Below are 25,864 nucleotides of genomic sequence, written 5' to 3'. Positions count from 1 at the left end.
GTCGTATCGGTCAACAGCGTGCCCACCTCTTGCAATCCGACTCTGAGGAACATACGCGCCGCGCCTATCGGTCGAGTTGCTCTCGCCAGTAGGAGAGGGACTTTTGGGTGCGGATGGTGGCGGCGTGGTTGGGGCCGAGCGCGCGAAGTTCGGCTACCAGGAGGATTTCGAATTCGGCGATGGCTCGGCGGATGTCGCCATTTTCGGCGCGGCGGGTGGCCAGGTCGTTGCGGGTGGCGAAGGTGTCGGGGTGATCGGGGCCGAGGACGCGGAGCCGGTCGGCGAGCAGTTGCTCGAGTTCGGCGATGGCCTCGGGGAGATCGCCCGCATCGGCGCGGAAACCGGCGAGGGTGCTGCGGGTGGTCAGGGTGTCGGGGTGGTCGGGACCGAGGACCCGGAGGCGGTCGGCGAGAAGGTGATTGAATTCGGCGCTGGCGCCCACCAGGTCGCCGCTGCGGGTACGGAAGGCGGCCAGGGCATTTCGGGCGGCCAGCGTCGCGGCGTGGTCGGACCCGTAGATGCGCAAGCAGTCGGCGAGCAGTTGTTCGAATTCGGTTCGCGCACCAGGCAAATCGCCGATCTCACCGCGCCAGTAGGCGAGGCTGTTGCGGGTTCGCATGGTCTGCGGGTGGTCGGGGCCGAGTACGCGGGCGCGGTCGGCGACCAGCTTTTCGAAATCGGTGATAGCGGCGACGAGCTCGCTCCGGTCGGCGCGCTTGGACGCCAGGTCGGCGCGGTTGGACGCCAGGTCGTTTCGGGTACGCAGGGTGTCGGGGTGGTCGGGACCGAGGAGGCGGCGCTGGTCGGCGAACAGACGTTCGTAGTCGGCTCTGGCGCCGATATAGTCGCCGCAACGGGCCCGGTAGGTTGCCAGATTAGTGCGTGTGCCAAGGGTTTTCGGGTGGTCGCGACCCAGTACGCGGAACCGGTCGACGAGCAACTGTTCGAAAGCCGTGATCGCGCCGATCAGGTCCCCGCTCTCGGCGCGGTGGTATGCCTCGCGGCTGCGCGTCGTCAGGGTATCGGGATGGTGCGGGCCGAGCGCGTCGACGAACGCAGGTACCCAGGCGGCCCAGAGATCGCGGTTGTCTGCGGCCCTCATGGTTTCCAACATTTCGAGGAAGTGCAGCGCGCTGGCGGAATCCCCGTAGGCGAGGCAGTGGCGCACGGCCGAACCGCGCGCGTAGTCGGCGGCGCGGTCGCTGGAACTCTCTTTGATCGCCGCGACGATGGCCCGGTGCGCGTGCTCGATTTCCACGCCGAGTTCTTTGCACTCGGCGCGCAGTCCGGGCAGCAGCGCGCCATGGGTTATCCCGAGTGACTCGCGCGGGGTGCCGGGGCGGCTGCGGGTGACCAGCGCACCCATCGCCACCGTCATATCGCGGATTCGGGCGATGTGCAGGTCCACGCCGAGCGCGGTCAACGCCGCATCCAGCAGCTCGATCGGTAGGACCGGCCCGACCCCGGCGGCGACCAGGATGCTGAGGAACGCCCCTGTGGCACTGACGGTTTCGGGATGCATCCCGCGTATCGCGGCATCGACCCGCAGCGCGACGATCCGGTCAAGGCCGATACCGGCGGCGACCGCGCCGTCGGTAATGTTCGACGCCACCTCGCGCAGCATTCGCGCCAGCAGCCAGCCGCCCGAAACGACGTGGTGGCCGTCGCCGACCGAGGTCGGCGTCTGAGCCAGCAACATCTGGATCCAGTTCACCCAATCCGCCGGATCCGCGGGCGCACCGCTGTCGCGGGCGGACCCGACGAGGGTGGCGATATCGTCGGCGGCGGGTTCGCCGATCTCGATCCGGTGCATGTGGGCCAGTTCCGGATCGTCCTCGACGCCGGTGCCGTCCCGGATACCGACGATCACCCGGACGTGCCGCAAATCCTCGCGTTTCGTCAGATCGGCGATGGCGCAGACCAGCAACCGCCGCGTCCCCGGCTGCGCTTGGTTCAATCCGTCCAGCACCAGCGTCACCCGGCGGCCCGCAGTCGACAACCGGGCCAGCGGATGCCGCACCGAAAGGTCGAAGATGTCGAACTCGTCCCTGGCCCGGTGCGCGCGCACCGCCTGCGCCGCCTCGGTGAAGCCGGGCAGCCGGGCGCTCAGCTGCGCTGCCAGCTCGGCCGCGACCGCCTCGATCGAGCTGGCAGCGGTGAGAAACACTGCGGCAGTGATGTATTCGGGCGTCACCGCCAGGCCCTCCACCAGGCTCGGCCGGATCAGCATGGCAAGCAGGGTGGATTTACCGGAGCCCGCGGGGCCGATCACCGCCCGCAGGCGATGGCTGCCCGCGTCCACGATGGCGTCGAGCTGCTCGCGGACATCGGGCGTCACCAGCAGCCCTCGGGTCAGCTGGTCGACGAAGCCCGCGGCGGAGCGGCCGCTCACCGCGTCCCGATGCCGCGCGGTATTGGGCACCAGCCAGAGACCGGGGTCCGCGCCCTGCGCCATCGACACCGCCCCGGTGGTGAACGAAAGATATTGGGGCTGTTGGTGAACGCATTCCCCGGCAATCGGATCGACCAGATCCGCCGGCAGCAGATTCTCGCCGCGCAGCGGTAATCCCACACCGAAGGTGGCCAGCATGGTTCGGGTGAAGCAACCGGAGAACGCGGGCCCCTCGCCCGCCGCGACCAGCATCTCCATCCGCCCCGCCGACTGGGCGAGCAGGTCGGTCCACCGCCGCGCGGCACCGATCACGCCCTGACCGGTCTCGCACGCGTCGACCAGCACGACCAGCCCATCCAGCGCCGCCTGGTTCAGCCGCTCCCGGATCTCTTGTGTGAGATGAAAGGCGTTGCGCGAGTTGGGCACCGCGGGCGAATCGAGCCCGAGTAGATAGAAGTCCTCGGCATTGGTCGCGACACCGTGACCGATGAAGGCGAGCAGCAGGGTGGCCTGGCGCTCCGCGGCCGCCGCGAAGGCCTCGTCCACCGCCGTGACCAGCTGCGCCGCAGTCGGATTCAATACCGGCCCGTCTTCCGCGATCGCGGAGCGCCACCCACCGGCCTCGGTCAGATTCCCATACAACCCTGTGGCGAGTTCGCCGGTGAACCCCAGTTCCCCCAGCGCCTCACATTCGGACCCGACAACCAAAGCGAGTCGTCCTCCCATGCAAGAAACATACCCGCGTGCCCCTCCGGGGAATGACACACCCGGAATCTGAGCGTTCCCCGCCGTTGTCGGCAAGTTGTGTCGGCCGTGCCCATTTCGATATCGAATCGCGCTGCGCGAGACGTAGTGTGGCGGGGTCGGACGCCTGTGCGAGGAGATCGGTGCGATGAGTGACCCCCTGGTCGGTTTGACGGGTACGCTCACATCGCCGATCCGAGGCGCGGGAATGCTCGGGGAGGTGCAGGTGGCGATTCGAGGGGGAATGGAACTGTTCGTCGCACGTGCCACCGAAGCGATCCCGGTGGGGGCGACCGTACTCATCATCGACGTCACGCCCGGGTGCATCGTCGATGTGGTGCCCTGGATTCCGCTGACCACCGACGCCGCCGAGAGATCTTGAAACAGCAAGGGAGACAGGAGTGCTGGCTACCACGCACGGGCTGGCGAGCCGACCTCACCGTGCTCGGCGGGCCGGACGGAGTGCGTGAACTGGTCAACGGAATGGCCGGTCAGGGGCTGACTGTTTTCAATTCATTACAAAAGGCGCTTTCGTCCAACGACGGCGATAACGCGGGCTAAGGTGACCGGGTAGCGACGGCGCGGCGAGGAGCAGGTGTTGGTGTCCATCGGGAAATTGGTGTCGTTCGACAGCTCTCGGGGATTCGGATTCATTCGACCGGAGGACGGCGGGCCGGACGTATTCGTGCACGTCAACGACATCGGTCTGGACGAAGACGAGTTGCGCCAGGGTCGAGTGTTCGAATTCGACATGACAGAGGGTGATCGTGGGCCGAAGGCGGTCAATCTGAGTGTGGTCGGTGGCCAGCCGAGCCCGCCCCCGGTACCGCACAAATCCAAACACAGATCGAACTCGGGACAGCTCACCGCCGCCGAACACAAACGCCTGATCACCGAGCTACTCCTCGACGCGAGCCCCGCACTGACGGCGGGCGAGATCCTCACCATCCGCGACCGGCTCACGGTCTTCGCCGAGCAACACGGCTGGCTGGACAACTAAGGGCTCTCGGTTCACGGCATCCGCGAGGTCGATGATCTTGTCGGCCGCGGCGCATACGATCATCAGCGAGTACAGCGCGCTTGCGAGTGACGAATGTCCGAGGCCGCAGGAAGCGCTTGCGAGTGACGAATGTCCGAGGCCGCACCGATGAATTTCGTTCGATCATGTCGTCGGTACGGGTGAGAACCGAACCGAGGAGGATCGCGTGGACTTACCGGTCATGCCACCCGTCCGACCCATGCTGGCCAAAACCACGTCCGGAGTGCCGCGCGAGCCCGGCCTGAGCTACGAACCGAAATGGGACGGTTTCCGCTGTATCGTCTTCCGCGACGGCGACGAGGTGGAGCTCGGCTCCCGCAACGACCGCCCGCTGACCAGGTATTTCCCCGAGGTCGCCGAGTTGCTGAAGCAGGCGCTGCCGGAACGGTGCGTGGTGGACGGCGAGATCGTGGTGGTCACCGGGCACGGCCTGGACTTCGACGCCCTGCAGAACAGGCTGCACCCGGCCGCTTCCAGAGTCAACAAGCTGGCCGTGGAAACTCCGGCCAGTTTCGTCGCCTTCGATCTGCTCGCCCTCGGTGACAAGAATCTGACCGAGGAGCCGTTCGCCGAACGCAGACGGCTGCTGGAAACCATTCTGGACACCGCGCTCGCGCGGGTGCACCTGACGCCGATCACCCAGGATCCCGACCTGGCCGAGGACTGGTTCACCCGGTTCGAGGGCGCCGGGTTCGACGGGGTCATGGTCAAGGCCAACGACCTGGCTTATCTGGAAGACAAGCGGGTGATGCTCAAGGTCAAGCACGAACGCACCGCCGACTGCGTGGTGGCCGGTTTCCGGTGGCACAAGGACGGCGAAGGGGTCGGCTCGCTACTGCTCGGCCTGTTCGACGACCAGGGCCACCTGAACCACGTGGGCGTCGCGAGCAGCTTCACCGCGGCCCGCCGCAAGGAACTCGTCGAGGAACTCGCGCCACTGCGGGAAAACGCGCTGGAAAACCATCCGTGGCGGGAATGGGCCGACGCCGCGGCACAGGCCAGGGCCGACGGCAAGATGCCGGGCGGCGTGAGCCGCTGGACCGGCGGCAAGGACCTGTCCTGGGAGGCGCTGCGCCCCGAACTGGTCGCCGAGGTCCGCTACGAACACGTGCAATCCGGGCGGCTGCGGCACGGCGGCAGGCTGGTCCGCTTCCGCGCCGACCGCACACCCGAATCGTGCACCTACGCTCAGCTCGACGAGGCGCCGCCCGCCGAATTGAGTGCGATTTTCAGCGAGGCGAAATGAGCGCGCGCGGCGAGTCCGTCGATATCGAGGTCGACGGCCGGACGGTCACCATCAGCAATCCCGGCAAGGTCTATTTCACCAAGCGCGGCGAGACGAAACTCGATCTCGTGCATTACTACCAGGCGGTGGCCGAACCGTTCCTGAATGTGGTCGGCGGCCGTCCGCTGCTGTTGGAGCGCTATCCCGACGGGGCGTCCGGTAAGTCGTGGTTTCAGAAGCGGGTGCCGAAAACGGCCCCGGACTGGTTGCACACGGTCGAGGTGACCACGCCGAACGGCACCACCAGCGACGCGCTGGTCGCCCACGATCTCGCGCACATTCTGTGGGCGGTCAACCAGGGCTGTCTCGGTTTTCACGTGTGGCCCAACCGCGCGGACAATCTGAAGATCGCCGACGAGCTGCGCATCGATCTCGATCCCTCCCCCGGCATCACCCTCGACGACCTCAAGCACGCCGCGGTGCTGACCCGGGAGTTGTTCGCCGAGTTGGGCATCGAGTCGCGGATCAAGACCTCCGGCTCCCGCGGCCTGCACATTTACGTTGCGCTGGCACCGAATTGGGATGGCTACCAGGTGCGCGCCGCCTCCGTCGCATTGGCGAGGGAGTTGGAGCGCCGCCATCCGGAAGAGATCACCGCACACTGGTGGAAGGAAGAACGCGGCAATCGCGTGTTCATCGACTACAACCAGAATGCCCCGCACAAGACGGTTTTCGGGGCCTGGTGTGTGCGCCCGAAGGTCGGCGGGCAGGTGTCGACGCCGATCGCCTGGTCCGAATTGGACGCTGTCGTCCCGGACGAGCTGACCATCGCCACCGTGCCGGCGCGACTGGCCGAACTGGGTGACCCGTGGGCCGATCGCGCACCGCAATCCATTGCCCCGCTGCTGGAAATGTCGGAGCGCGACATGGCGTCGGGCCTGATGGACGCGCCGTGGCCGCCGCAGTATCCGAAAATGCCGAACGAACCGCCCCGCGTTCAGCCGAGTCGGGCCAAGAAAGAGGAGTAGGCAGCGCCCGCTATTCGGTCCAGAGCACCCAGGTGCCGCTGCGGCCCCCGGTCTCGCAGACCAGCGCGCGGCCGTCCGCGGTGCGACCGGTCTTCCCGGTGCTGCCGTCGCATTTCGCCCCGGCCTGCTGGATCGCGGTGGATACCGTGAACGGGCCGGACCACTGATAGCCGCTGCCCGCGCTGAGCAGGCAGATCAGGGTGCCGCCGTCGGCGGCGCTACCGATCTGGCCGACCTGCGCCTCGGTGCACGCCGCTCCCTTTTTCAGGTTGCTCTGGTTCGTCGTGGTGGGGCCTGCCGTGGTGGTCGCTACCGTGTTGGGGGCGATGGATGTCGTCGGCGGGGGCAGTCGATCGGCGCTCGACGGCACCGAGAGGCTTGCCGTGGTCGGTAGGCGGTCCGCGCGAGTCAGCGAGTCCGGCAGCATGTTTCCCGACAGCACCACGAGTCCCGCCAGCGCCGTCACCTCCGCGACGCCGATCAGCAGCGCGAACATCGCCATCACCCGGCCGCGCGGATGCGAGAAGGCGATGAAGCCGAAGACGATCGCGACCGGGAACAGGCCGACCAACGCGGCCACCAGCGCGACGATCGCATACGGATTCACGATGGGCGGAATTTCCACCCGGAGCCGACCGGTCCGGCGACGGCCCGCCGCGGGTTCCTGCCAGCGCTCGTCGGGCTCGGGCTCGACCCACTGTTCCTCTTCGGCCGCGGCCCAGCGGTCGTCCTGCTGCGCCGCAGGCCAGCGTTCACTTTCACGGCGATCTGCCCGTGCCATGCCAGGTACCTCTCCACACCACACACCGTGCAGGAACCTCGGACTGCCCGGACCCGCCCCGATCTCCCGACCCACAATAGGGGTGGAACGGCGCGCCATCATCTGGAATGTCCAATTACTACTGTTTTCCTCGATCAGGGTTCATGCTGATCGGGCAGTGTCACTGATCTTGCGTTGACTCCTAGGAGGAATCCATGCTCGGTAGCACCACTCCGCCCGACCGCGAAAACCGGCCGTGGCACGCTCAAGCCGGCGATCTGCTCGGCGACAATTACAACGTTCCCGGCCTTATTCTCTGCGCGCTCGGCATGGTGTCGCTGGCGTGCACGCTCACCGCCGCCGGGTACGGCTTCGATGAATGGACCCAGATCGGCGCGATCGTGACGGCCGCGCTCTGGATACTCGGCGTCGGCGCGCTGCTGGTGGAACATCGGCGCGAAGAAGTGATCGAGCTGAAGTACGGGCGGCAGGGGCACGCGCCGGGGCACCGGCGGCCGGTGCGCTACAGCGCGGAGAGTGCCGCGACCGGCGATCCGGCCCCGGAGGCCCTCACCTGATAACTCCTCCGATAGCCGGGGACCGCCGTGCGCTCAGCGCCGGCGGTCCACCTTCGGCAGCGATTCGGTGACCAGCGTCATCAGCATGTCGGCGAGCAGCTCGTGCACCTGCGGGCGGGTCAGCGTGCCGCGGGTGATCCATTCCCGGCCCGCCACTTTGACCAGCCCGCCATAGGCGCGGACCATCGCGCGCAAAGCCGCACTCCGTGCCGAATCGGCGAGGCCGACCATGAGCAGCAGTCGTTCGGCGGCCGCGTCGTCGGCCTGATCGAGAATCTGCTGCACCTCGGGGTCGTCGCCGACGCCCTCGTGGCTGGTCACCTTCACCCAGGTGCTGCCGTGCTCGGCGATGGTGTCCAGCAGCCAGTGCACACTTGCATCGACTCGCTCGCGCTCGGTGCCGGTGGGCACGATCATGTCGTCGAGCTTGGGCAGGGTGACCATGCGTCGAACCACCGCGAGGTACAGGTCGCGCTTGTTGCCGAAGTAGTGGTTGATCAGACCGCGGGCGACGCCTGCCCGCTGGGCCAGTTCGGCGGTCGAGACGGCCGCGTACGGCCGCTCACCGAACATGTCGATCGCGCACGCCAGAATCTGGGCCCGCCGCTCGTCGGGTTCGAGCCGGCGACGGCGCGGCAGGGGGACCGCAGCCGGCGTGGCCGGCGGAGTAGGTGAGTCCAGCGCAGCACCGTCCGCGGTCTCACTCGTCGTATCAGAGAGACCGGGCAATGAGATCCTTCATCACCTCGTTGCTACCCGCCAGGATGCGCAGGACGCGGGCGCCGGTGTAGAGCTGCGAAATCGGATACTCCGTCATGTAGCCGTAGCCGCCGAACAGTTGCAGGCAGCGGTCCACCACGATACCCAGCTGGTCGGTGAGCCAGTACTTCGACATCGCCGCGGTGGGGATATCGAGTTCGCCGCGCAGATGCCGCACGATGCAATCGTCGAGGAAGGTGCGGCTGACCTTCGCGATGGTGGCGCACTCGGCGAGTTCGAACTTGGTGTTCTGCATGGCGAACAGCGGCTTGCCGAAGGCCTCCCGGCCCTTGGTGTAATCGATGGTCAGCTGCACGGCCTTTTCCATCATCGCGACCGCGATGATGCCGGTGACCAGCCGCTCTTGGGCGAGCATCTGCATCATCTGATAGAAGCCCAGGCCCTCGGCCTCGCCGAGCAGGTTCGTCGCGGGCACCCGTAGTCCGTCGAAGAACAGTTCGGCGGTGTCCTGGGCCTTGCCGCCGATCTTGTTGAGGATGCGGCCGCGCTTGAAGCCGGGGGTGTCGTCGGAGACATCGGCGAAGATCAGCGAGACGCCCGACGCGCCCTTGGTCGGGTCGGTCTTCACGGCGATGATGATGCCGTCGCAGAGCCAGCCGTTGGTGATGAAGATCTTCGAGCCGGTGATGACGTACTCGTCGCCCTCGCGCACCGCGCGGGTCTTGATGTTCTGCAGATCCGAGCCGGTGCCCGGTTCGGTCATGCCGATGGACAGCACCATTTCACCGGTGGCGGCCTTGGGCAGCACCCGTTGCTTGAGTTCCGGGGAACCGAATTCCGCGAGGTAAGGCGCGATGATCGAACTGTGCACCGGCATACCCATCGAGCCGTCGCCCGCCCGCGACTGTTCCTCGATGATCGCGGCCTCGTGCGCGAACGTGCCGCCGCCACCGCCGTATTCGGTGGGGATGGCGGTGCAGAGCAGGCCGAGCTCGCCAGCCCGGTTGTACAGCGCGCGGTCGGGGTGGCCCTGGGCGACGAACTTCTCCTCGTGCGGGACGACCTCCTTCTCGAAGAACGTCTTCGCAAGGTCGCGTACCGCTTCGACCTCGTCGTCACTCCATGCGGCGCGTGCCATTTCGGATCCTTTTGCTCGCTGTTCCCCGACTTGAAGCCGGGCCCTCGTCAACAGATTCCCGCACTATTGGCAGGGTGTCAACAACCCGGGCACGCGTCGAGTCGACCGAGTTGCGTCGAGGACTCGGCGACGGTCAGCCTGCGGGCTGTTGCGCCTGGTTGACGGCGGCGAGCGAGGTGAAGATGGGCGTCTCCGGGTCGGCGGAAATGCCTTGCCTACGCAGGAATCCGTCGATCAGGCCCCAGACGAATTCGGTGGCCTGGTCGACGAATTCGGCGGTGCGGTCCGGGTGCGGCAACGCGGAATCGGCCAGCCACAGATCGGTGATCGAGACGACGACGCCGACCACCGCGCGGGACAGATAGTCGATGCCCGCGGTGTCGATCGGGATGGACTCGGCGATCTCGCGGGCCTGTCGGGCGAAACGATCCGAGGCGGCCCGGCCGAGGTCGAACTGCAGGACCGTGCCGTCGGACTGCTGGGTCACCTGCGCCTGACCCAGGAAGCGGAAAACGTTGGGATGCTGCAGAATGCTGTCGGCGTATCCGGTGAGCACCCGCCGCAACGCGGTCCGCGGCGGTTGCAGCATGAGCGTCAGATCGTTGCCCGCGGCGGCCGCGGCGGCCTTGGCCATCCGGTTACCGATCTCGGTGTAGAGATCGGCCTTGTCGGCGAACTGGCGATACAGGCGCGGCTTGGTGATGTTCGCTTCGCGGGCGATGTCGTCCATGCTCGGCCGCGGCCCGTCCCGGTCGATCACCCGGATCGCGGCGTCGACGATCTCCGCACGGGAGGTCGTCGAACGAACGCTGGGCCGGGGCACGACCGCAGCATACACGTACCGGCGGTACGGATATCAGCACAGCGGAGAGCCGGGGTCAGCTCGGCGCGGGCGTGACCTGCGCCATACTCTGGGGGTTACCCCTCCCGCTCTCGGCCAATTCTTCGTACTGTCAGTATCGGAAAACGTACTGGCGGTACGGGCTGATCGTTTCGAGCGACCTGCGAGCAGGCGCGGGCATGGCGGTCCGAGCCGACCATCGCGTCACCGGCCGGCCGCTCGCACCCGAACGAGGCAACGACATGACCAACCTGCTCGACACCGACACGCCCCGCCCGGACCGGCAGTGGACGGTGACCGCCGACGGCGCCGACCTGGCCGTCTTCGAATGGGGCGATCCCGCCGCCGAACCCCTGGTCCTGGTGCACGGCCTCACCGACACGCACCGGGTGTGGGCCACGGTCGCGGCATTGCTGACCGACGGCTTCCGCGTGATCACCTACGACGTACGCGGCCACGGCCGCTCGGCCACCCCGGCCCTGCTCGCGGAGTTCCGGCTGGACCGGCTGGCCGCCGACTTCTTCGCGGTGATCGACGCGGCGAGCCCGAAGCGTCCGGTGCACACCTGCGGGCACGGCTGGGGCGCGGTGCAACTGTGGGAGGCGGTCTGCGATCCGCGGGCGAATACCCGAATTGCCTCGTTCACCGCCATTTCCGGACCCAACCTGGACCATCTCGGACTGTGGCTGCGGGCCGTCGCGCCGCACCTCCGGCTCCGGGCGGGCGATCTGGGCTGGTGGCTGCGCGGAGCACGCTGGAGCCTCAACCCGGTGCCCGTGGCACGCAGGCTCTATCCGCCGCGGGTGCGCACGCTGCTGGTGGAACGGCTCGGCGGGCTCTCGCCGGTGCCCGCCAGGATCGCCCGCACCTGGCGCACGGATCTGCTTGCGGGCGGGCGGATCGCGCAGGCCAACCTGCTGCACCATCTGCGGCGGCCACGGGTGCGGCGCACCGCGGTGCCGGTGCAGCTGCTCGTCGACACCACCGACCCGTTCGTGCCCGCCGCCCTCTACGACACCTCGACCCGCTGGGTGGACCGGCTGTGGCGTTGTGCGGTGCCCGCCGACCACTGGCTGCCGGTCACCGAGCCGCTGCTGGTCGCCGAGGCGATCGCCAACTTCGTCGACGACATGCGGGCCGACAAGTCCGCGATCACCCCACGCAACAGCTGAGCGTCCCTTCTCGACAACTCGACACCGATACGGAGATCCCATGCCGGACGCAGCCCAACCGCTGACCCGAACGCTTGGCGCACCCCTGCCCGCTGAGTTCGACCGGCTCACCGACTCCGACCTCGCCGAACTCGATCGGCTGCTGCGCACCGCCGTCACCGCCCGCGGCGAACGCCTCGGTGCGGCGGTCGAATCCTCGCTCCGACTCATCCCCCGGCTGATGCGTCCGGCCGTGAAGCGAGCGCTCGGTTTATGAGTGCGCAACTGATGGCGCGCGCCGAGACCACGCAGCTCGCGCGCCTGCTCGATATCGCCGACCCCGCGGCGCTCGATTTTCTGAACACGCTTTCCCCCGAGGCAATTCGGACGTTCCGCGAGCGAGCCACCGATCTGCTTTTCGACGGCGATGCCACGCGAATGAAACGCGTGGCCGCCGCAACGAAATTGGTGCCCACCGCGATCAGCGCCAAGGCCGCCGAGCGTGCGTTCGGGCCGGTGCTATGCGCCGCGGTCGCGGGATCGGTCGAACCTTCCCGTGCGATCGATATCGCGAAGGCGCTGCCCGCCCGGTTTCTGGCCGAGACCGCGATTCAGCTCGATCCGCGGCGCACCGCCGACATCATCGCGGCGGTGCCCGCACGGTTGGTCGTCGACGTGGCAAGGGAGCTGCTGCGCATCGACGACCACGTGACGATGAGTCGTTTCGTCGGCGTCGTCCCGGAAGAGTCGATGCGGGCCGCGGTGCCGGTGCTGGGCGACGCCGACCTGCTGCGCATCGGCTTCCTGATGGAGGACAAATCCGCGCTGGACCGGCTGATGGGCTTGGTCACCGACCGGCTCGCCGGGGTCATCCGCGCCGCGCACGAACAGGACCTCTGGGCCGAAGGGCTCGACCTGCTCGACAGCGTCGGCCCGGAGAATCGGGCCGCCCTCGGCGATATCGCGGCCGGGCTCGGTGGTGACGTACTCGACGGCCTGATCGAGGCGGTGCGGGCGCTCGATGCCTGGGACTCGCTGCTGCCGGTGACCAGCGCGATGAACGCGGACAGTTTGCGCGCATTCGCCGAAAGGCCTGCGGTACAGGAGGAATCGGTGCTCGCCTCGATCATGAATGCCGCACTGAACAAAGGCTTTTGGCTCGACCTGCTGCCGCTCGTCGTCCACCTGCAGCCGTCGCAGCTGGCGACGCTGGCCGCCCGCCTCGCCGAAAAACCCGACGAGGAACTCGGCGACCTTGTCGCCCAAGCGGATACGGCGGGCCTGTGGGACGCGATGCTGCCGATCGCGCTGGCCATGACCGATAGCGACCGCCGCCGGATGGCCGGTCTGCCGATCATGCGCGACCCCGACGTGCTCCGCGCGGTGATCGACACCACCGCCGCGCACGAACTCTGGTCTCAGGCACTGCCTTTGGTGGACGCACTGCCCGACTCCGCGACCCCGATCCTCGCCTCCTGTATCGGCGATCTGAGCAAGGATCAGCTGCTCGCCGCGGTCCTCGCCGCGTCCCGCAGCGACAATATCGACACCCTGGTCGATATCGCGCTCGCCCAAGACCCCGCGGGCCGGGCCCGGGTACTCGGCATCATCGACGAGATGGCCGATCTCGACGAGTTCCTTGCCGCATTGACACCGGCGACACCAGATGTGGTGTGGGACGGGCTGATCCAGGTTCGTACGGAAATTCCCACTGCCTTACGTGATCAGCTCGCCGCACGCGCGGACGAGTGTGGCCGTAGCGCTGCGGCCGACAGCCTGCGCGACGACCAGGTGTGATGATATTTTGCGGCCATGACGAGACCGGCGGGTCAGAGGCCTCCACGCCTCAGCAACGCCGGATGGCTGCACGAGCCGTTGGCGCCGATCGCGCCGCCGCGGCCGTACCCGGATGGGCCGGTGCCGCCGCGGCCGCTCGGCCGGTGGAAACAAGCCGGCCCCGGTCCGCGCCGACTGGGGGCGCTCGCTGCCGCGATCTGCCTCGCGGTGCTGCTGCTACTCGGCGTGCTCCGCGTCTTCGGCAGTGATCGGCGCGCCGAGGCGGTACCCGACTTACGGGGCTATCACCACGTCGACAACCTGTGTGCGATCACCGATACCGCGCCCTACACCCGCGCCGGGTTCGCCTTGGCGCCGAACGGCCCGACCGGGCCGAAATACCCGCTCCACCAGACCCTCCTGCACCCGGCGATCGACTCGATGACCTGCACCATCCGACTCGCCCCGCCCGCGTCCGCCGAGCGCTCCGAGGACGTCACCCTCACGGTGAGCACGGCGGTACACAAGCGGACCGATCCGGGCCCCGAGTTCACCGCTCGATTCGAGACCTGGACCCAGTCCACCCTCAGCGAGGACGACGGCGTCGCAACGGTCGACGGCCTCGGCGACGAGGCGTACGTCGTCCGAATGGACAGCAAGCACGCCCCGCGCCGCGGCGTCACCCTCGCCGTTCGCGATGGCTGGACCACCTACGAGATCAGCTGGCTGCACCCGCCCTCGGTCACCACGACCACCGACCTCACGGTGCCGGAAGTCGTCGACTTGCTGAAGCGAACCGCGGTCACGACGCTGGCGTTGCTGCGCGCCTGAGCGATGCGGAGGCAACCGGGCGGTAACCGGGCTGCGGTGTTTGCGACAATGGTCGGGTCGACTTCCCAGCTCACCGAAGGATGCCTGTACCACCGATGGCCGAAAGCATGATCGATCCGGACGAGCTCGCGACCTGTCTGCGGGTACTGGACCAGGCCGGGCAGCTGGAAAAGGAGCATCCCGACTCGGTGGCGGTGCAGCGCGCGGTCGGCCACATGTTCAAAAAGCTCAAGCAGCGCCGCCGGATCGAGGCTCGGGCGGCGGTCACCGAAGCGGACCGCGAGGTCGTCGCCGCGACGGCCACCGGCTCGCCGCAGCGGATCGATGACGAGACCGCGGGCATCCCGCTCGCCTCGAACGCCCGTGGCGCGAGCGCGGGCACGCTGATCCGGCCGCGCCCCTGCTATATCTGCAAGCAGAAGTACACGCAGGTCGACGCGTTCTATCACCAGTTGTGCCCGGAGTGCGCGGCGAGCAGCCACACCAAGCGGGACGCGCGTACCGATCTGACCGGCCGACGCGCGCTGCTGACCGGCGGGCGCGCCAAGATCGGCATGTACATCGCGCTGCGACTGCTCCGCGACGGCGCGCACACCACCATCACCACGCGTTTTCCGAACGACGCCATCCGCCGCTTCACCGCCATGGACGACAGTCCGCAGTGGCTGCACCGGCTGCGCGTCGTCGGCATCGACCTGCGCGATCCCGCCCAGGTGGTCGCGCTCGCCGATGACGTCGCGGCGCAGGGCCCGCTCGACATCCTGATCAACAATGCCGCCCAGACCGTCCGCCGCTCCCCCGGCGCCTACAGCGCGCTGGTCGACGCCGAATCCGGTCCGCTGCCCGCGGGCGCGCTGCCCGACGTGGTGACATTCGGTAAGACGATGCAGGCGCACCCCACCGCGCTCACCGCCTCGCTCACCCCGACGCTGTCCGCCGTCGATGTCGCCGAACTCGCGCTGGTCGCGGGATCGGCTACGCCCGACCGCATTTCGCGCGGCGTCGCGATCGATGCGGGCGGCCTGGTGCCGGATCTGGCGCACACGAACAGCTGGGTGCAAACCGTCGCCGAGGTCGACCCGACCGAACTTCTCGAAGTGCAGCTGTGCAATTCGGTCGCCCCGTTCATCCTCGTCTCGCGCCTGCGCCCCGCGATGGCGGCGGCACCGGCGCGGCGCAAGTACATCGTCAACGTCTCGGCGATGGAGGGTCAGTTCTCCCGCGCCTACAAGGGGCCCGGCCATCCGCACACCAACATGGCCAAGGCCGCGCTGAACATGTTGACCCGCACCAGCGCGAGCGAAATGCTCGAAGCTGACGGCATTTTGATGACCGCCGTCGACACCGGCTGGATCACCGACGAGCGCCCGCACTACACGAAGGTCCGGCTGGCCGAAGAAGGCTTCCACGCGCCCCTGGACCTGGTCGACGGTGCCGCCCGCGTCTACGATCCGATCGTGCAGGGCGAGAACGGCACCGACCTCTACGGCTGCTTCCTCAAGGATTACCGACCCTCACCCTGGTAATCCACCCGCGCCCCGGGCAGAATCGGCCACACACCGACAGTTGAGGGGTGATATGGCGAACCGGAGTGGACTCGGCGCGATCGTGCGCGATCGGCTGCCCTTCCTGCGCTGGTCGATGATCCGATTCGCGCTCGGCGGGCGCAGCGTACTGCGCACCGGGCAGGTGGGTGATGGACGCGAGCAGGCACTGCTCGATTACGTTCGCGCCGAGGCCACCGCGGGCGATCCGGACAGCGTGCTCGCCACCATCGACGACTTCGCGCGCAACCGCAGCTTGCTGATGAATGTCGGCGACGAAAAGGGCCTGCTGCTCGACAGCGCCATCCGGCGGGCCGCGCCGACACAGCTGCTCGAGCTCGGCGCCTACTGCGGATACAGCGCGGTGCGCACCGGCCGGGTGATGCCGCCGGCCGCGCGGCTGGTTTCGGTGGAAGCGAGTTCCGCCAATGCCGAGATAGCCCGCGCCGTCATCGAGCACGCGGGTCTGGCCGATCGGATCACCGTGGTGGTCGGCAAGATCGGCGACGGTGGCGCGACCATGCGGCACCTCGCCATCGAGCACGACTTCGGGCCCGGCACACTGGATTTCGTGTTCATCGACCACTTGAAGAGCGCCTACCTCCCGGATCTGAAGTCGATCATGGCGGCCCGCTGGCTGCATCCGGGCACGGTCGTGGTGGCCGACAATGTCAAGGTCCCCGGCGCCCCCGACTACCGCCGCTATATGCGCGACCACGAGGGCTCCACCTGGCGCACCATCGAGCACAAAACCCACCTCGAGTACCAATCCCTGATCCGCGACTTGATGCTCGAATCCGAATACTTGGGCGAGCCCGGCTAGGCGGACCTGCGCGCGGTCTGCGGACACGCTCCATCCGGGCCCGGTCCCGCTAGGCTGATGATGTGCTGTATCGGCTATTGGCCGATGCCACCGCCGCCGCGCATTTCGTGTTCGTGGCGTATGTGGTGGTCGGTGGGTTCATAGCGTGGCGGTGGCCGCGCAGTATCTGGCTGCACTTGATCGCGTTCGGCTGGGGGTTCGGCACGGTACTGTTCCGGCTCGATTGCCCGCTCACCCACCTGGAGAATTGGGCAAGGCATCAGGCGGGCCAGGAGGGTTTGCCGCCCAGCGGGTTCATCGACCATTACCTGACCGGGGTGATATATCCGGAGAGTGCGCTGGTAACGGTGCGGGTGCTCGTCGCGGTGGGTGTCCTGGTGTCCTGGTTGGGGTACGGCTGGCTGCGGCGGCGGGCAGCCGGATCGGCCACCCGCCTACAACCGTCGCACTAGCGCGGACCAACAGTCCGGGAACGTTTTCAGGCTCGCGTACGGTCGCCAGTGAGGTGTGCGGTGATGCATTCGGCGACCTCGGCAGGGCGTTCGTCGATATAGAAATGGCCACCGGAGAACGTTGCGCGGTCGAAGGTTCCGCTGGTGAAGGCGGCCCACTCGTCGGCCTGATCCGGGGTCATCGTCGGGTCATCGGAGCTCACCAGCGCGGCGATGTCAGCGGCCAGCGGGGCACCCGGCGTGTACCGATAGGTTTCCACGGCCTGGTAGTCACTGCGGACGGCGGGCAGTACCAATTCCGCGAGACTTGGTTCGTCACGCAGCATTTGGATGGGTGCCGGGTCGGCGGACAAACGCTCCAGGTCGCCGATCAGGTCGTCGTCGGTGCCCAGGTGCAGGCGCTGGGTTTCCACGAAAGTCGGTGCGGGACGGCCGGAGACGAACACCGTGGTCACCGCTTGGCCCCCGCGCTCCAGCCGCCGTGCGGTTTCGAACGCGACGGTAGCCCCCATGCTGTGCCCGAACAACGCGAGCCGATCGATGAATCCGTGGCGCAGCACTTCTTCAGCAATCCGCTCGGCGAGCGCATCGAGTTCGGTGATCGGCGCTTCGGCGAGCCGGTCCTGTCGGCCCGGATACTGCACCGCGGCAACGGCGATGCCCGCGCCGACATGCTGTGCCAACTCCCGGTACGCGCTGGCCGGCCCGCCGCCGGCGGGGAAACACAGCAGGTGGTGGCGGGGAGTCGCCTCGGATCGCAGGATCCGCAGCCACTCACCGGACTCGATGGTTCTGCCCACGTAGATCTCCTTCTCAGACGCAACTATTACGCTCTTTCGCGTGAACGCTCACACACGGCTGGTCCACGACTACGAAGCCGGAATCGGTGTCACCGCCTCCGCCATTACTCCTTCTCCTGATCCCGGCAGCAATCTTGCTGCGACACTGCCGGTCTGGGCGCTGGCCGCCGGGTCGGTCGCCGCGCTGACCGCTGCGGCGAACCGGATCCGCGCCGTCCGCGGCCTCGATCCGGTAGCCCATCGCATCGACCCTGCCCGCATCACCGCGGCGTTCCGCAGCGAACTGCTGCTGCGGATCAACGGCAGGCCCGCGACCATGTTCGCCGACCTCTCCGGTTTCTTCCCCACCTTCGACGGGTGGGTCCGCACGCACGCCAACTACCCGCACCACCGTGATCGTCTGCTCACCGCCCTCGGCCTGCCCACCGACGCTCCTATCGATCTCGCCGTCGCCCAGATGGCGATGAGCCGCGCGTCCGACATCGAAGACTACGCCGCCGCGCACGGGGCGATCGCGGTGCGCGTTCGCACCGAACACGAGTGGGCGGACAGCCCAGCAGGCCGGGCCGCCGCGGCCGGGCCGATCGTCGCGATCGACCGGCGCGCCGACCGCGGCGAACCCGGATTGCCGGTCGGCGCGGCACCGTTCCAGCCGCTACGCGGAATCCGGGTGCTCGACCTGACCCGGGTGATCGCCGGACCGGTCGCGACCCGGACCTTGGCGCTGCTCGGTGCGGACGTCCTGCGGGTGGACCCGCCGCAGCTGCCCGAAATCCCTTGGCAGTACGCCGATACCGGCCAGGGCAAACGCTCCACCCTGCTGGATTTGTGGACACAACTGCCGGTGGTCAGCGATCTACTGGCCGCTGCCGACGTGCTGGTCACCGGATATCGCCCCGGCGCACTGGAACACGCGGGCCTCACCGCCGCCATGCGTCCAGGGCTGGTGCACGGGCGGGTCAGTGCCTGGGGCGAGGTCGGGCCATGGGGCGGACGACGCGGTTTCGACAGCATCGTGCAGGCCGCGTCCGGCATCTCGATCGCCGAGGGCGCGCCCGCCGTGCCCGGCACGCTGCCCGCGCAGGCACTCGACCACGCCTCCGGTTATCTGCTCGCCGCTGGCGTGATCGACGCGTTGGCCGCCCGTGCGTCCGACGGTATCGGCCGCGACGTCCGAGTGTCCTTGGCGCGCACCGCCTCCTGGCTGCTCACCACGCCGCAGCGCACACACCGTCACCCGCAAGCCGCCTTGCCCGACCCCGCCAACGCGATTTCGCATGCGGGCACCATCACCGCGGCACCCGTTATCGCCGAATACCCCGCGTACAACTGGCCCGCGCCCACCTACGGTGCGGACCGCCCCGCGTGGCCCCTGAAGACCCACTAGTCGACCGCTTTTCTCGCATCCACGGGACGCGCACGGATTGCCGGCTTATCCGTGCGCGTCTCCCGGCCGACGGCGTCCAGCGGAAAATCGTTTGCGGTTTCTTGTCGGTGGCCGATGAGATGGTGGTGCTCGGTTCGTCAGAACTGGCATGACCCTCATGGACACCGCAGCAGAAGGATTCCGGCCCGTGGACAGCACCCTCGACCAGACCTCGGAAGCGGTGCGGCCGCGCGCCGGGCAGCGGGAGTGGCTAGGGCTCGCGGTGCTCGCGCTCGCCTGCCTGGTCTACGCGATGGACCTCACCGTGCTGCATCTCGCCGTGCCGATGATCAGCGCGGATCTGCATCCGACCAGCTCACAGCTGCTCTGGATCATCGACGTGTACGGCTTCATGGTCGCCGGACTGCTGATCACCATGGGCACCCTCGGCGATCGCATCGGCCGGCGACGCATCCTCCTCGGCGGTGCGGCCGCGTTCGCCGTGGTGTCGGTGATCGCCGCGTTCGCCCCCACCGCGGAAACCCTGATCCTCTGCCGGGCACTGCTCGGCATCGCGGGCGCGACCCTGGCCCCGTCGACGCTGTCGTTGATCTTCAATATGTTTCGCGACGCCAGGCAGCGTTCGGTCGCCGTCGGCGTGTGGGTCGGCGCGTTCTCGGCGGGCGGCGCGGTCGGCCCGCTGTTCGGCGGGGTGCTGCTGGAGTACTTCTGGTGGGGTTCGGTATTCCTGCTCGCGGTGCCGGTGATGGCGCTGCTGCTGGTGATCGGCCCGAAGGTGCTGCCCGAGTTCCGTGACCCCGAGGCGGGCAAACTCGATCCGGTCAGCGCGCTGCTCTGCGTGGCCGCCATGATCGCGCTGGTGTTCGGCATGAAGAAGATCGCCCAGGACGGCCTCGGCGGCGGCGCGCTGCTGGCCTTGGTCGCGGGCGCGGCGGTCGGCGCGCTCTTCGTGCGCCGCCAGCTGACCAGGCCGGACCCGATGCTCGATCTGCGGCTGTTCCGGCTCGGCACCTTTCGGATCGCCTTGCTGATCAACGTCATCGGCATCTTCGTCGCCTTCGGCTACTTCTTGTTCGTCGCCCAGTACTTCCAGCTGGTGCTCGGCCTTTCGCCGCTCGGCACCGGCATCGTGATGGCGCCGTCGGGTATCGGCTTCATCGTCGGCTCCCAGCTGGCCCCGCGCATCGTCCGGGTGGTTCGACCCGGGTACCTGGTCGGCGGCGGCATGGCCGCCTCGTCGGTCGGGCTGCTGATGATGACGCAGGTCGCCGAAACCGGCAGCCTCGTGCTCGCGGTCACCGCGTCGGTGGTCATCTCGCTCGGCCTGGCGCCGGTGTTCGGCATCACCACCGAGCTCATCGTCGGTTCGGCGCCGCCGGAGCAGGCCGGGGCCGCCTCCGGAGTTTCCGAGACCGGTGCGGAACTCGGTGGTGCGCTGGGCATCTCGATCCTGGGCAGCATCAGCATCGCACTCTACCGGGGCGACCTGGCCGCCACGTTGCCCGCGGACCTGCCTGCCGAGGCGGGCCGGTCGGTGCGCGACACCCTGGGCGCGGCGGTGCAAACCAGTGCCGAGCTGTCCGGCGAGCTCGGCGAGTCGGTGTTGCACGCGGCACGGGCCGCGTTCCTGCACGGCATGCATGTCACGGCGGCGATCACCGCCGTTGCGGCGCTGGTCATTTCGGTGATCGCGGTGGTACGGCTGCGGCACGTGCCCGCGGGTGCGGGCATAGAGCAGGACTGATCGGGTCGAGTGCGGTACGCCACCGGCGTTGCCGCGCTCGACTTTCCGCGACGGCGACTAGTCTGCCGGGTCCGGCGGTGTCCCCGCGATCGCGGTAAGGGCTTCGGCCAACCGGTCGCCGTTCGGCAGGTCGCCGTCCGGCGCGACCACCCACAGCACGCCGAGACCTTGCGCCAGTACGAAATACAGCTGTGCGATCGATTCCGCCTGCTGCTGCGTGAGCTGCGGATGCGTTTCCCGCAGGGTCTCGCCCATCTCGCGATAGATGGTCGGCAGGCTCTCGGCGTAGAAATTGCGCGACTCCGCCGAACGCGCGACGCGGACCAGGTTCTCCATGCTCGCGACCATGCTGTCCCGGTTCTCCTCGAACACCCGCGGCATCGCGTTCCACAGCCGGGCGAACCCGGTCGCCAGCGGAACGCCGCTCGCGTCGCGGATCATCGCCTCCATGCTGTCGCCGATCGCATTGCCCAGCGCGTCGGCGAGCGCCTCGGTGATCAGCTGCTCTTTCGAGCCGAAGTGATACCCGATCGCGGCCAGGCTGACTCCCGCGGCGGCCGCGATATCCCGGGCCGTGGTCTTGGCGACGCCACGCTCGACGATCGCCTTGCGCGCCCCCGCCAACAGGTCTTCTCGGTTTCCCATCAGCCCAGGCTACAACGTTCTCAGACATTTGTACTAGACGCCCGTACTACCGGCGCTCGTCCGACAGACCCTCGGCTACGGTGCGGCACGCGTGCCACCTAGTCTCGTGGGGTGCGGCAGAAGATCATTATGGACGTCGATACCGGGGTCGACGATTCCCTTGCCCTGCTCTACCTGCTCGCCTCACCCGAGGCCGAGATCATCGGGATCGCCTCGACGGCGGGGAACGTGCCCGCGCCGCAGGTGGCGGCGAACAATCTGGCCTGGCTGGATGTCTGCCGAGCGCCCGATATCGAGGTCACGCTCGGCGCCGCCGAACCGCTGGCGATTCCGTTGCGCACCACCGAGGACACGCACGGGCCCCAGGGCGTCGGATACGCCCAACTCCCGCCCTCGGCACGGGCACTTTCGGCACGGTCCGCGGCGCAGATGTGGGTCGACCTGGTGCGCGCGCATCCCGGTGAGATCGTCGGACTGTGCACCGGTCCGCTCACCAATCTGGCGCTGGCCCTCCGGCTGGAACCCACGCTGCCGACGCTGCTGCGCCGCTTGGTGATCATGGGTGGTGCGTTCAACCATCCGGGCAACACCACCCCCACCAACGAATGGAACGTGCACGTGGACCCGGAGGCGGCCAAGGAGGTCTTCGACGCCTTCTCCGCCGCGCCACCGGACCGCAGGCCGATCGTCTGCGCGCTCGACATCACCGAAACCATCGAAATGCGGCCCAAGCACCTTTCGCTGCTCGCCGAGCGCGCCGGAAGCTTTCCGGTGGAGCTGGTTGCGGAAACGGACCCGCTCGATTCCCGGTCGATGACGAGCAATCCCATCGTCCGGTACGTCACGGATGCGGTGCGGTTCTATTTCGATTTCCACCGGCTCTACGACCTGGGTTACCTCGCGCATATGCACGACCCGTTCGCCGCGGCGGTCGCGCTCGATCCCGCCCTCGCCGTCACCCGTCCGGCGACCGTCGACGTCGAACTGGCCGGGACACTGACGCGCGCCACCACCGTGGCCGACTGGGCGGGCATGTGGGGCCGGGAACCCAACGCCGACATTGTGATCGGCACCGATCAAGCCGTGTTCTTCGACCGCCTGATCACCAAAGTCGGCGACTTCGCTCGAGCGGTCTACCCGCCGATCGCACGGGAGGCGTGAGGTCGATATGACAGGAGAGGCCGTGCGCGACGACAACGACGACAACACCTACCTCGCCGATTTCCGCAACCGGCTCGGCGTGCCCGGAATCATCGACGTGCACACGCATTTCATGCCGGAGCCGGTGATGCGCAAGGTATGGGCCTACTTCGACTCGGCAGGCCCGCTCACCGCCCGCACCTGGCCCATCGCCTACCGCGACGACGAACAGGTCCGGTTGAAGACATTGCGCGGCTTCGGTGTTCGCGCCTTCAGCTCGCTGGTCTATCCGCACAAGCCGGAGATGGCGGCGTGGCTCAACGAATGGACCGCCGAGTTCGCCGAGCGCACACCGGATTGCCTGCACACCGCCACCTTCTACCCCGAGCCGAGCGCCGAAAACTATGTCGGGGTGGCGCTGAAACGCGGTGCCCGTCTGTTCAAGGTGCACGTTCAGGTGGGGCGCTTCCATCCCGGCGACCCGCTGCTCGACCCGGTCTGGCGGATGATTCAGGACGCCGGAATTCCGGTACTGATCCACTGCGGATCCGGGCCCGTCGCCGGTGAATTCACCGGACCGGAACCCGTTGCCACTCTGCTGCAACGCTTTCCGCGACTACAACTGATCGTCGCGCACATGGGCGCCCCCGAGTACACCGAGTTCTTGGACCTGGCCGAGCGCTACCCGGACGTCCGCCTGGATACCACCATGACGTTCACCGACTTCTTCGAGGCCGAAGACCCCTTCCCGCCCAGCGAACGCGGCAGGCTGCACGCCTTCGCCGACCGGATCATGTTCGGCAGCGACTTCCCGAACATCCCCTACTCCTACGGCCACGCCGTCTACGCGCTGGAACGCCTCGACCTGGGCGATGATTGGCTACGCAAGGTCTGCCACCAGAATGCGGCAGATCTGTTCGGTATCGAGTAGGCCCGCGCATGCCGCACGCCCAGGTGCTCGATGATGGAATACTGAGATCCGGTCGACCCTCAAGCTGAGACGACGGTGAACCGGCTGCGGCGGTGAGCGGGCCGTTCGGCCTCGTCGAGCAAGGCGACCGCGAAATCCTCCATGGAGATGGTCGATTCGCCGTCGGGGCGGGTGAGCAGTTCGTCGGTGCCCGAACGGTAGGTGCCGGTCCGCTCACCCGGCACCAGTTCGGCGGGCGGGCTCAGGTAGGTCCAGTCCGCCACGGTTTCGGCTCGGCACAGCGCGAGCTGATCGGCGCACGCCTGGGCGATCGGCCGCAATTCCGCTGGGAAGTCCGATGTTTCGTGCAGCGTGGTGCCGTCGGAGCCGGGGACTATCAGCGTCGAGGCACCACCGACCACCAGCAACCGGACGCCGGTGTGCGCCAATGCCTTCAGCAGCACCGTGGTGACGCCGGACAGCTCGTGTTCCCGGCCGACCGCGGGCCGGGTCGCGGTGATCACGAGATCCTGTCCGGCGCTGAGGGTTACCACATCGTCGAGATCGGCCGCATCGCCGATCCGGACCTCGGCCGCGGCGGGCACGGTGGCCGCGCGGGCCGGGTCCCGCAGCACGGCGACGACTTCGTGGCCGCGAGCGAGTGCCTCGGTCACCACCCGGCTGCCGACATCGCCTGTCGCGCCGAACACCGTGATGCGCATGATTTCGTCCTCCTCCGGACCACCGGTCCGCTGCTGGTTGCTCAGCTCTAAGTAACTTAACTTAGCGCTGAGTAATTCCCGCATGAGATACCTCACCGCTGAGGTATTCGCTAGAGTGCGGTGGTGACCGATCACGTCGACCATGTGCTCGCGCAATGGCAGGAGCAGCGCCCTGACCTGGATGTCTCCCCCATGGCCGTGTTCGGGCGGCTGTCCAGGCTGTCCCAGCTCGCCGGTGCCGAGCTCCGGAAGAACTTTGCCGCGCACGATCTCGACGCCGCCTCGTTCGATGTCCTGGCCACGCTGCGACGCAGTGCCACCCCGCACCTGACCCCGACCGAGCTGATGCACTCGGCCATGGTCACCTCCGGGGCCATCACCCAGCGCCTGGATCGCCTGGAGGAACGTGGCCTGGTGAGCCGATCCCGCAGCGAATCCGACGGGCGTGGCATCCGTGTCTCGCTCACCGATGCGGGGCGCACCGTCGTCGACGCGGCGCTCCCCGATCACCTCGCCACTGAAGAACGCCTCCTCGGGCCGCTCACCCCCACTCAGCGGAACCGCCTGGCCGCCACCCTCCGTACCTTGCTCGAATCCTTGGGCGACTCAACCTGATTCGCCGCCAACGGCCCGTCGGCGATGATGCCCCGCGTCACTTCTCACCCCGCGCGCGAAATTGCTAGCTGATCTGCGCGCGGCGCGCAATTCGGTGCGCCGGAGGTCAGTCGGCGGGCCGGTGAGCGATCAGCTCTCGGTGCGATCCCAATGGAACGGGCAGTGCGATCCGCCCAGCCCGATCGTGGTGGCGCGGTCGAAGCGGAAGCCGTGCTGGGCCGGATCGATGGCGCCGATCCAGTTGGCATCGAACTCACACATCACCGGCGTCAGTTCCGAGGCCGAATGGGCAACCAGCACTTCGTGATAGAAGCAACGCACGACGTCGAGGTGGTAGCTCCGGTCGTCGTCCGCGGAGCGGACAAAGGTGAAACCGGCGCCGAAGGAATGTTCCTCTCGCGCCTTGGAGACCGCGACCATGGCCGCGAACGGGTCATCGACGGCATCGAGCATCGCCCGGGTCCCGGACTGGACGAGATCGCCGAGCGGTTCGACGAACGCCGCCCGCAGCGCGGCAATCGTGGCGTCGGTCCCGAGCAGCGGCCGCAATGCCCGATAGGCGACCACCAGGGCCAGGGTCATCCGCAAGTTGTAGCGCGCGGCCTCGTCCACCAGACGATCCGCATCGGCCGCTTCCAGCTCGACGAGCTCGCCGCGCATACCGGTGAACAGCTCATCCGGAAGGCCTCGGTCGCGCAGACTCGTCGCGAGGTGGTCAAAGAATTCCTGGACTATGGCGGCCGAGTCACCGGCGACATCGGGTACGTATTCGCCGTCGGCAAGGTTGACGGGGTCGGTGTTCATACTGTGTCCTTTCGAGACGTCGCCGGTCTCGAACACAGCCATCACCGCAGGGAGC

Annotated in this window: 26 protein-coding genes; 17 read left to right on the top strand and 9 right to left on the bottom strand. The window is 67.9% G+C overall.

Annotated features, from left to right (window positions below; genetic code table 11):
* Positions 1-64: 64 nt before the first annotated feature.
* The gene (locus ACFK0J_RS19655) at positions 65-3,118 is read right to left on the bottom strand and encodes a tetratricopeptide repeat protein (protein ID WP_378742381.1); all 3,054 of its coding nucleotides are present in this window, start codon (positions 3,116-3,118) and stop codon (positions 65-67) included.
* A gap of 166 nt (positions 3,119-3,284) precedes the next feature.
* Between ACFK0J_RS19655 and ACFK0J_RS19650 the strand changes: the two genes are divergently transcribed.
* From ACFK0J_RS19650 to ligD, 4 genes are all read left to right on the top strand, one after another.
* A complete protein-coding gene (locus ACFK0J_RS19650) occupies positions 3,285-3,518 on the top strand; it encodes a hypothetical protein (RefSeq protein WP_378742379.1) in 234 nt (77 codons plus the stop codon).
* Between the two features lie 213 nt (positions 3,519-3,731).
* A complete protein-coding gene (locus tag ACFK0J_RS19645; RefSeq protein ID WP_378742377.1) occupies positions 3,732-4,136 on the top strand; it encodes a cold-shock protein in 405 nt (134 codons plus the stop codon).
* A gap of 205 nt (positions 4,137-4,341) precedes the next feature.
* On the top strand, positions 4,342-5,421 hold the full coding sequence (locus tag ACFK0J_RS19640) for an ATP-dependent DNA ligase (protein WP_378742375.1): 1,080 nt from the start codon (positions 4,342-4,344) through the stop codon (positions 5,419-5,421).
* Positions 5,418-6,428, top strand: a complete 1,011-nt coding sequence (ligD, locus tag ACFK0J_RS19635; RefSeq protein ID WP_378742373.1) for a non-homologous end-joining DNA ligase — start codon at positions 5,418-5,420, stop codon at positions 6,426-6,428. The genes ACFK0J_RS19640 and ligD overlap by 4 nt, the downstream gene beginning before the upstream one ends.
* Before the next feature lie 10 nt (positions 6,429-6,438).
* Here the strand turns inward: ligD and ACFK0J_RS19630 are convergent, their stop codons facing one another.
* Positions 6,439-7,209: a DUF4190 domain-containing protein gene (locus ACFK0J_RS19630; protein WP_378742371.1), complete on the bottom strand. Its 771-nt coding sequence runs from the start codon at positions 7,207-7,209 to the stop codon at positions 6,439-6,441.
* Positions 7,210-7,403: 194 nt separating this feature from the next.
* Here ACFK0J_RS19630 and ACFK0J_RS19625 point away from each other — a divergent pair, with 194 nt between their 5' ends.
* Positions 7,404-7,766 carry a hypothetical protein gene (locus tag ACFK0J_RS19625; protein ID WP_378742369.1) on the top strand — a complete coding sequence of 121 codons (363 nt, stop codon included), beginning with the start codon at positions 7,404-7,406 and terminating at the stop codon, positions 7,764-7,766.
* A gap of 33 nt (positions 7,767-7,799) precedes the next feature.
* On the opposite strand, the gene ACFK0J_RS19620 is transcribed toward ACFK0J_RS19625, so the two are convergent.
* The 3 genes from ACFK0J_RS19620 to ACFK0J_RS19610 form a co-directional block, all read right to left on the bottom strand.
* Positions 7,800-8,447 carry a TetR/AcrR family transcriptional regulator gene (locus ACFK0J_RS19620; RefSeq protein WP_378742928.1) on the bottom strand — a complete coding sequence of 216 codons (648 nt, stop codon included), beginning with the start codon at positions 8,445-8,447 and terminating at the stop codon, positions 7,800-7,802.
* Positions 8,448-8,478: 31 nt separating this feature from the next.
* Positions 8,479-9,624: an acyl-CoA dehydrogenase family protein gene (locus tag ACFK0J_RS19615; protein ID WP_378742363.1), complete on the bottom strand. Its 1,146-nt coding sequence runs from the start codon at positions 9,622-9,624 to the stop codon at positions 8,479-8,481.
* 133 nt (positions 9,625-9,757) lie between these two features.
* Complete coding sequence (locus ACFK0J_RS19610) at positions 9,758-10,447, bottom strand: TetR/AcrR family transcriptional regulator (protein ID WP_378742361.1); 690 nt, start codon at positions 10,445-10,447, stop codon at positions 9,758-9,760.
* A 197-nt stretch (positions 10,448-10,644) separates the two neighbouring features.
* Between ACFK0J_RS19610 and ACFK0J_RS19605 the strand changes: the two genes are divergently transcribed.
* The 7 genes from ACFK0J_RS19605 to ACFK0J_RS19575 all read left to right on the top strand — a co-directional run bounded on the left by ACFK0J_RS19605 (position 10,645) and on the right by ACFK0J_RS19575 (position 17,042).
* A complete protein-coding gene (locus ACFK0J_RS19605; protein ID WP_378742359.1) occupies positions 10,645-11,637 on the top strand; it encodes an alpha/beta fold hydrolase in 993 nt (330 codons plus the stop codon).
* Positions 11,638-11,677: 40 nt separating this feature from the next.
* Positions 11,678-11,893, top strand: a complete 216-nt coding sequence (locus ACFK0J_RS19600) for a hypothetical protein (protein WP_378742357.1) — start codon at positions 11,678-11,680, stop codon at positions 11,891-11,893.
* Complete coding sequence (locus ACFK0J_RS19595) at positions 11,890-13,413, top strand: hypothetical protein (RefSeq protein ID WP_378742355.1); 1,524 nt, start codon at positions 11,890-11,892, stop codon at positions 13,411-13,413. Before ACFK0J_RS19600 ends, ACFK0J_RS19595 begins: the two co-directional genes overlap by 4 nt.
* Positions 13,414-13,428: 15 nt before the next feature.
* Complete coding sequence (locus tag ACFK0J_RS19590) at positions 13,429-14,223, top strand: hypothetical protein (protein WP_378742353.1); 795 nt, start codon at positions 13,429-13,431, stop codon at positions 14,221-14,223.
* 95 nt (positions 14,224-14,318) lie between these two features.
* Positions 14,319-15,749, top strand: a complete 1,431-nt coding sequence (locus ACFK0J_RS19585; RefSeq protein WP_378742351.1) for an SDR family NAD(P)-dependent oxidoreductase — start codon at positions 14,319-14,321, stop codon at positions 15,747-15,749.
* 52 nt (positions 15,750-15,801) lie between these two features.
* Positions 15,802-16,590: an O-methyltransferase gene (locus ACFK0J_RS19580; protein WP_378742349.1), complete on the top strand. Its 789-nt coding sequence runs from the start codon at positions 15,802-15,804 to the stop codon at positions 16,588-16,590.
* A gap of 62 nt (positions 16,591-16,652) precedes the next feature.
* Positions 16,653-17,042 carry a DUF2784 domain-containing protein gene (locus ACFK0J_RS19575; RefSeq protein WP_378742347.1) on the top strand — a complete coding sequence of 130 codons (390 nt, stop codon included), beginning with the start codon at positions 16,653-16,655 and terminating at the stop codon, positions 17,040-17,042.
* Positions 17,043-17,068: 26 nt separating this feature from the next.
* Here the strand turns inward: ACFK0J_RS19575 and ACFK0J_RS19570 are convergent, their stop codons facing one another.
* A complete protein-coding gene (locus ACFK0J_RS19570; RefSeq protein WP_378742344.1) occupies positions 17,069-17,842 on the bottom strand; it encodes a thioesterase II family protein in 774 nt (257 codons plus the stop codon).
* A 40-nt stretch (positions 17,843-17,882) separates the two neighbouring features.
* Between ACFK0J_RS19570 and ACFK0J_RS19565 the strand changes: the two genes are divergently transcribed.
* Both ACFK0J_RS19565 and ACFK0J_RS19560 read left to right on the top strand, forming a co-directional pair.
* Positions 17,883-19,229, top strand: a complete 1,347-nt coding sequence (locus ACFK0J_RS19565) for a CoA transferase (protein WP_378742342.1) — start codon at positions 17,883-17,885, stop codon at positions 19,227-19,229.
* Positions 19,230-19,416: 187 nt separating this feature from the next.
* Positions 19,417-20,973, top strand: coding sequence for an MFS transporter (locus tag ACFK0J_RS19560; RefSeq protein ID WP_378742926.1), 1,557 nt, complete (start codon positions 19,417-19,419; stop codon positions 20,971-20,973).
* A 57-nt stretch (positions 20,974-21,030) separates the two neighbouring features.
* Here ACFK0J_RS19560 and ACFK0J_RS19555 read toward each other — a convergent pair whose 3' ends face one another.
* A complete protein-coding gene (locus tag ACFK0J_RS19555) occupies positions 21,031-21,618 on the bottom strand; it encodes a TetR family transcriptional regulator (RefSeq protein ID WP_378742340.1) in 588 nt (195 codons plus the stop codon).
* 111 nt (positions 21,619-21,729) lie between these two features.
* Here ACFK0J_RS19555 and ACFK0J_RS19550 point away from each other — a divergent pair, with 111 nt between their 5' ends.
* Positions 21,730-22,779, top strand: coding sequence for a nucleoside hydrolase (locus tag ACFK0J_RS19550; protein WP_378742338.1), 1,050 nt, complete (start codon positions 21,730-21,732; stop codon positions 22,777-22,779).
* A 7-nt stretch (positions 22,780-22,786) separates the two neighbouring features.
* Entirely contained in the window at positions 22,787-23,689 is a 903-nt protein-coding gene (locus tag ACFK0J_RS19545) for an amidohydrolase family protein (RefSeq protein ID WP_378742336.1), read from the top strand.
* A gap of 59 nt (positions 23,690-23,748) precedes the next feature.
* Here the strand turns inward: ACFK0J_RS19545 and ACFK0J_RS19540 are convergent, their stop codons facing one another.
* Positions 23,749-24,390, bottom strand: a complete 642-nt coding sequence (locus ACFK0J_RS19540) for an NAD(P)-dependent oxidoreductase (RefSeq protein WP_378742334.1) — start codon at positions 24,388-24,390, stop codon at positions 23,749-23,751.
* A gap of 123 nt (positions 24,391-24,513) precedes the next feature.
* Here ACFK0J_RS19540 and ACFK0J_RS19535 point away from each other — a divergent pair, with 123 nt between their 5' ends.
* The gene (locus ACFK0J_RS19535) at positions 24,514-25,005 is read left to right on the top strand and encodes a MarR family winged helix-turn-helix transcriptional regulator (RefSeq protein ID WP_378742331.1); all 492 of its coding nucleotides are present in this window, start codon (positions 24,514-24,516) and stop codon (positions 25,003-25,005) included.
* 129 nt (positions 25,006-25,134) lie between these two features.
* Here the strand turns inward: ACFK0J_RS19535 and ACFK0J_RS19530 are convergent, their stop codons facing one another.
* Complete coding sequence (locus ACFK0J_RS19530; protein WP_378742328.1) at positions 25,135-25,809, bottom strand: L-2-amino-thiazoline-4-carboxylic acid hydrolase; 675 nt, start codon at positions 25,807-25,809, stop codon at positions 25,135-25,137.
* Between the last annotated feature and the right edge of the window lie 55 nt (positions 25,810-25,864).

It is taken from the genome of Nocardia brasiliensis (genome assembly GCF_042691675.1).
GTDB lineage: Bacteria > Actinomycetota > Actinomycetes > Mycobacteriales > Mycobacteriaceae > Nocardia > Nocardia brasiliensis_D.
This window is presented reverse-complemented; position numbering and strand designations above follow the sequence as displayed.

What these genes read in the sequence shown, in the direction of transcription:
- ACFK0J_RS19655 (WP_378742381.1), bottom strand. Translation starts at nt 3,118, where the DNA reads ATGGGAGGACGACTCGCTTTGGTTGTCGGGTCCGAATGTGAGGCGCTG.
- ACFK0J_RS19650 (WP_378742379.1), top strand. Translation starts at nt 3,285, where the DNA reads ATGAGTGACCCCCTGGTCGGTTTGACGGGTACGCTCACATCGCCGATC.
- ligD (WP_378742373.1), top strand. Translation starts at nt 5,418, where the DNA reads ATGAGCGCGCGCGGCGAGTCCGTCGATATCGAGGTCGACGGCCGGACG.
- ACFK0J_RS19630 (WP_378742371.1), bottom strand. Translation starts at nt 7,209, where the DNA reads ATGGCACGGGCAGATCGCCGTGAAAGTGAACGCTGGCCTGCGGCGCAG.
- ACFK0J_RS19625 (WP_378742369.1), top strand. Translation starts at nt 7,404, where the DNA reads ATGCTCGGTAGCACCACTCCGCCCGACCGCGAAAACCGGCCGTGGCAC.
- ACFK0J_RS19615 (WP_378742363.1), bottom strand. Translation starts at nt 9,624, where the DNA reads ATGGCACGCGCCGCATGGAGTGACGACGAGGTCGAAGCGGTACGCGAC.
- ACFK0J_RS19605 (WP_378742359.1), top strand. Translation starts at nt 10,645, where the DNA reads ATGGCGGTCCGAGCCGACCATCGCGTCACCGGCCGGCCGCTCGCACCC.
- ACFK0J_RS19600 (WP_378742357.1), top strand. Translation starts at nt 11,678, where the DNA reads ATGCCGGACGCAGCCCAACCGCTGACCCGAACGCTTGGCGCACCCCTG.
- ACFK0J_RS19595 (WP_378742355.1), top strand. Translation starts at nt 11,890, where the DNA reads ATGAGTGCGCAACTGATGGCGCGCGCCGAGACCACGCAGCTCGCGCGC.
- ACFK0J_RS19590 (WP_378742353.1), top strand. Translation starts at nt 13,429, where the DNA reads ATGACGAGACCGGCGGGTCAGAGGCCTCCACGCCTCAGCAACGCCGGA.
- ACFK0J_RS19585 (WP_378742351.1), top strand. Translation starts at nt 14,319, where the DNA reads ATGGCCGAAAGCATGATCGATCCGGACGAGCTCGCGACCTGTCTGCGG.
- ACFK0J_RS19580 (WP_378742349.1), top strand. Translation starts at nt 15,802, where the DNA reads ATGGCGAACCGGAGTGGACTCGGCGCGATCGTGCGCGATCGGCTGCCC.
- ACFK0J_RS19555 (WP_378742340.1), bottom strand. Translation starts at nt 21,618, where the DNA reads ATGGGAAACCGAGAAGACCTGTTGGCGGGGGCGCGCAAGGCGATCGTC.
- ACFK0J_RS19545 (WP_378742336.1), top strand. Translation starts at nt 22,787, where the DNA reads ATGACAGGAGAGGCCGTGCGCGACGACAACGACGACAACACCTACCTC.
- ACFK0J_RS19540 (WP_378742334.1), bottom strand. Translation starts at nt 24,390, where the DNA reads ATGCGCATCACGGTGTTCGGCGCGACAGGCGATGTCGGCAGCCGGGTG.
- ACFK0J_RS19530 (WP_378742328.1), bottom strand. Translation starts at nt 25,809, where the DNA reads ATGAACACCGACCCCGTCAACCTTGCCGACGGCGAATACGTACCCGAT.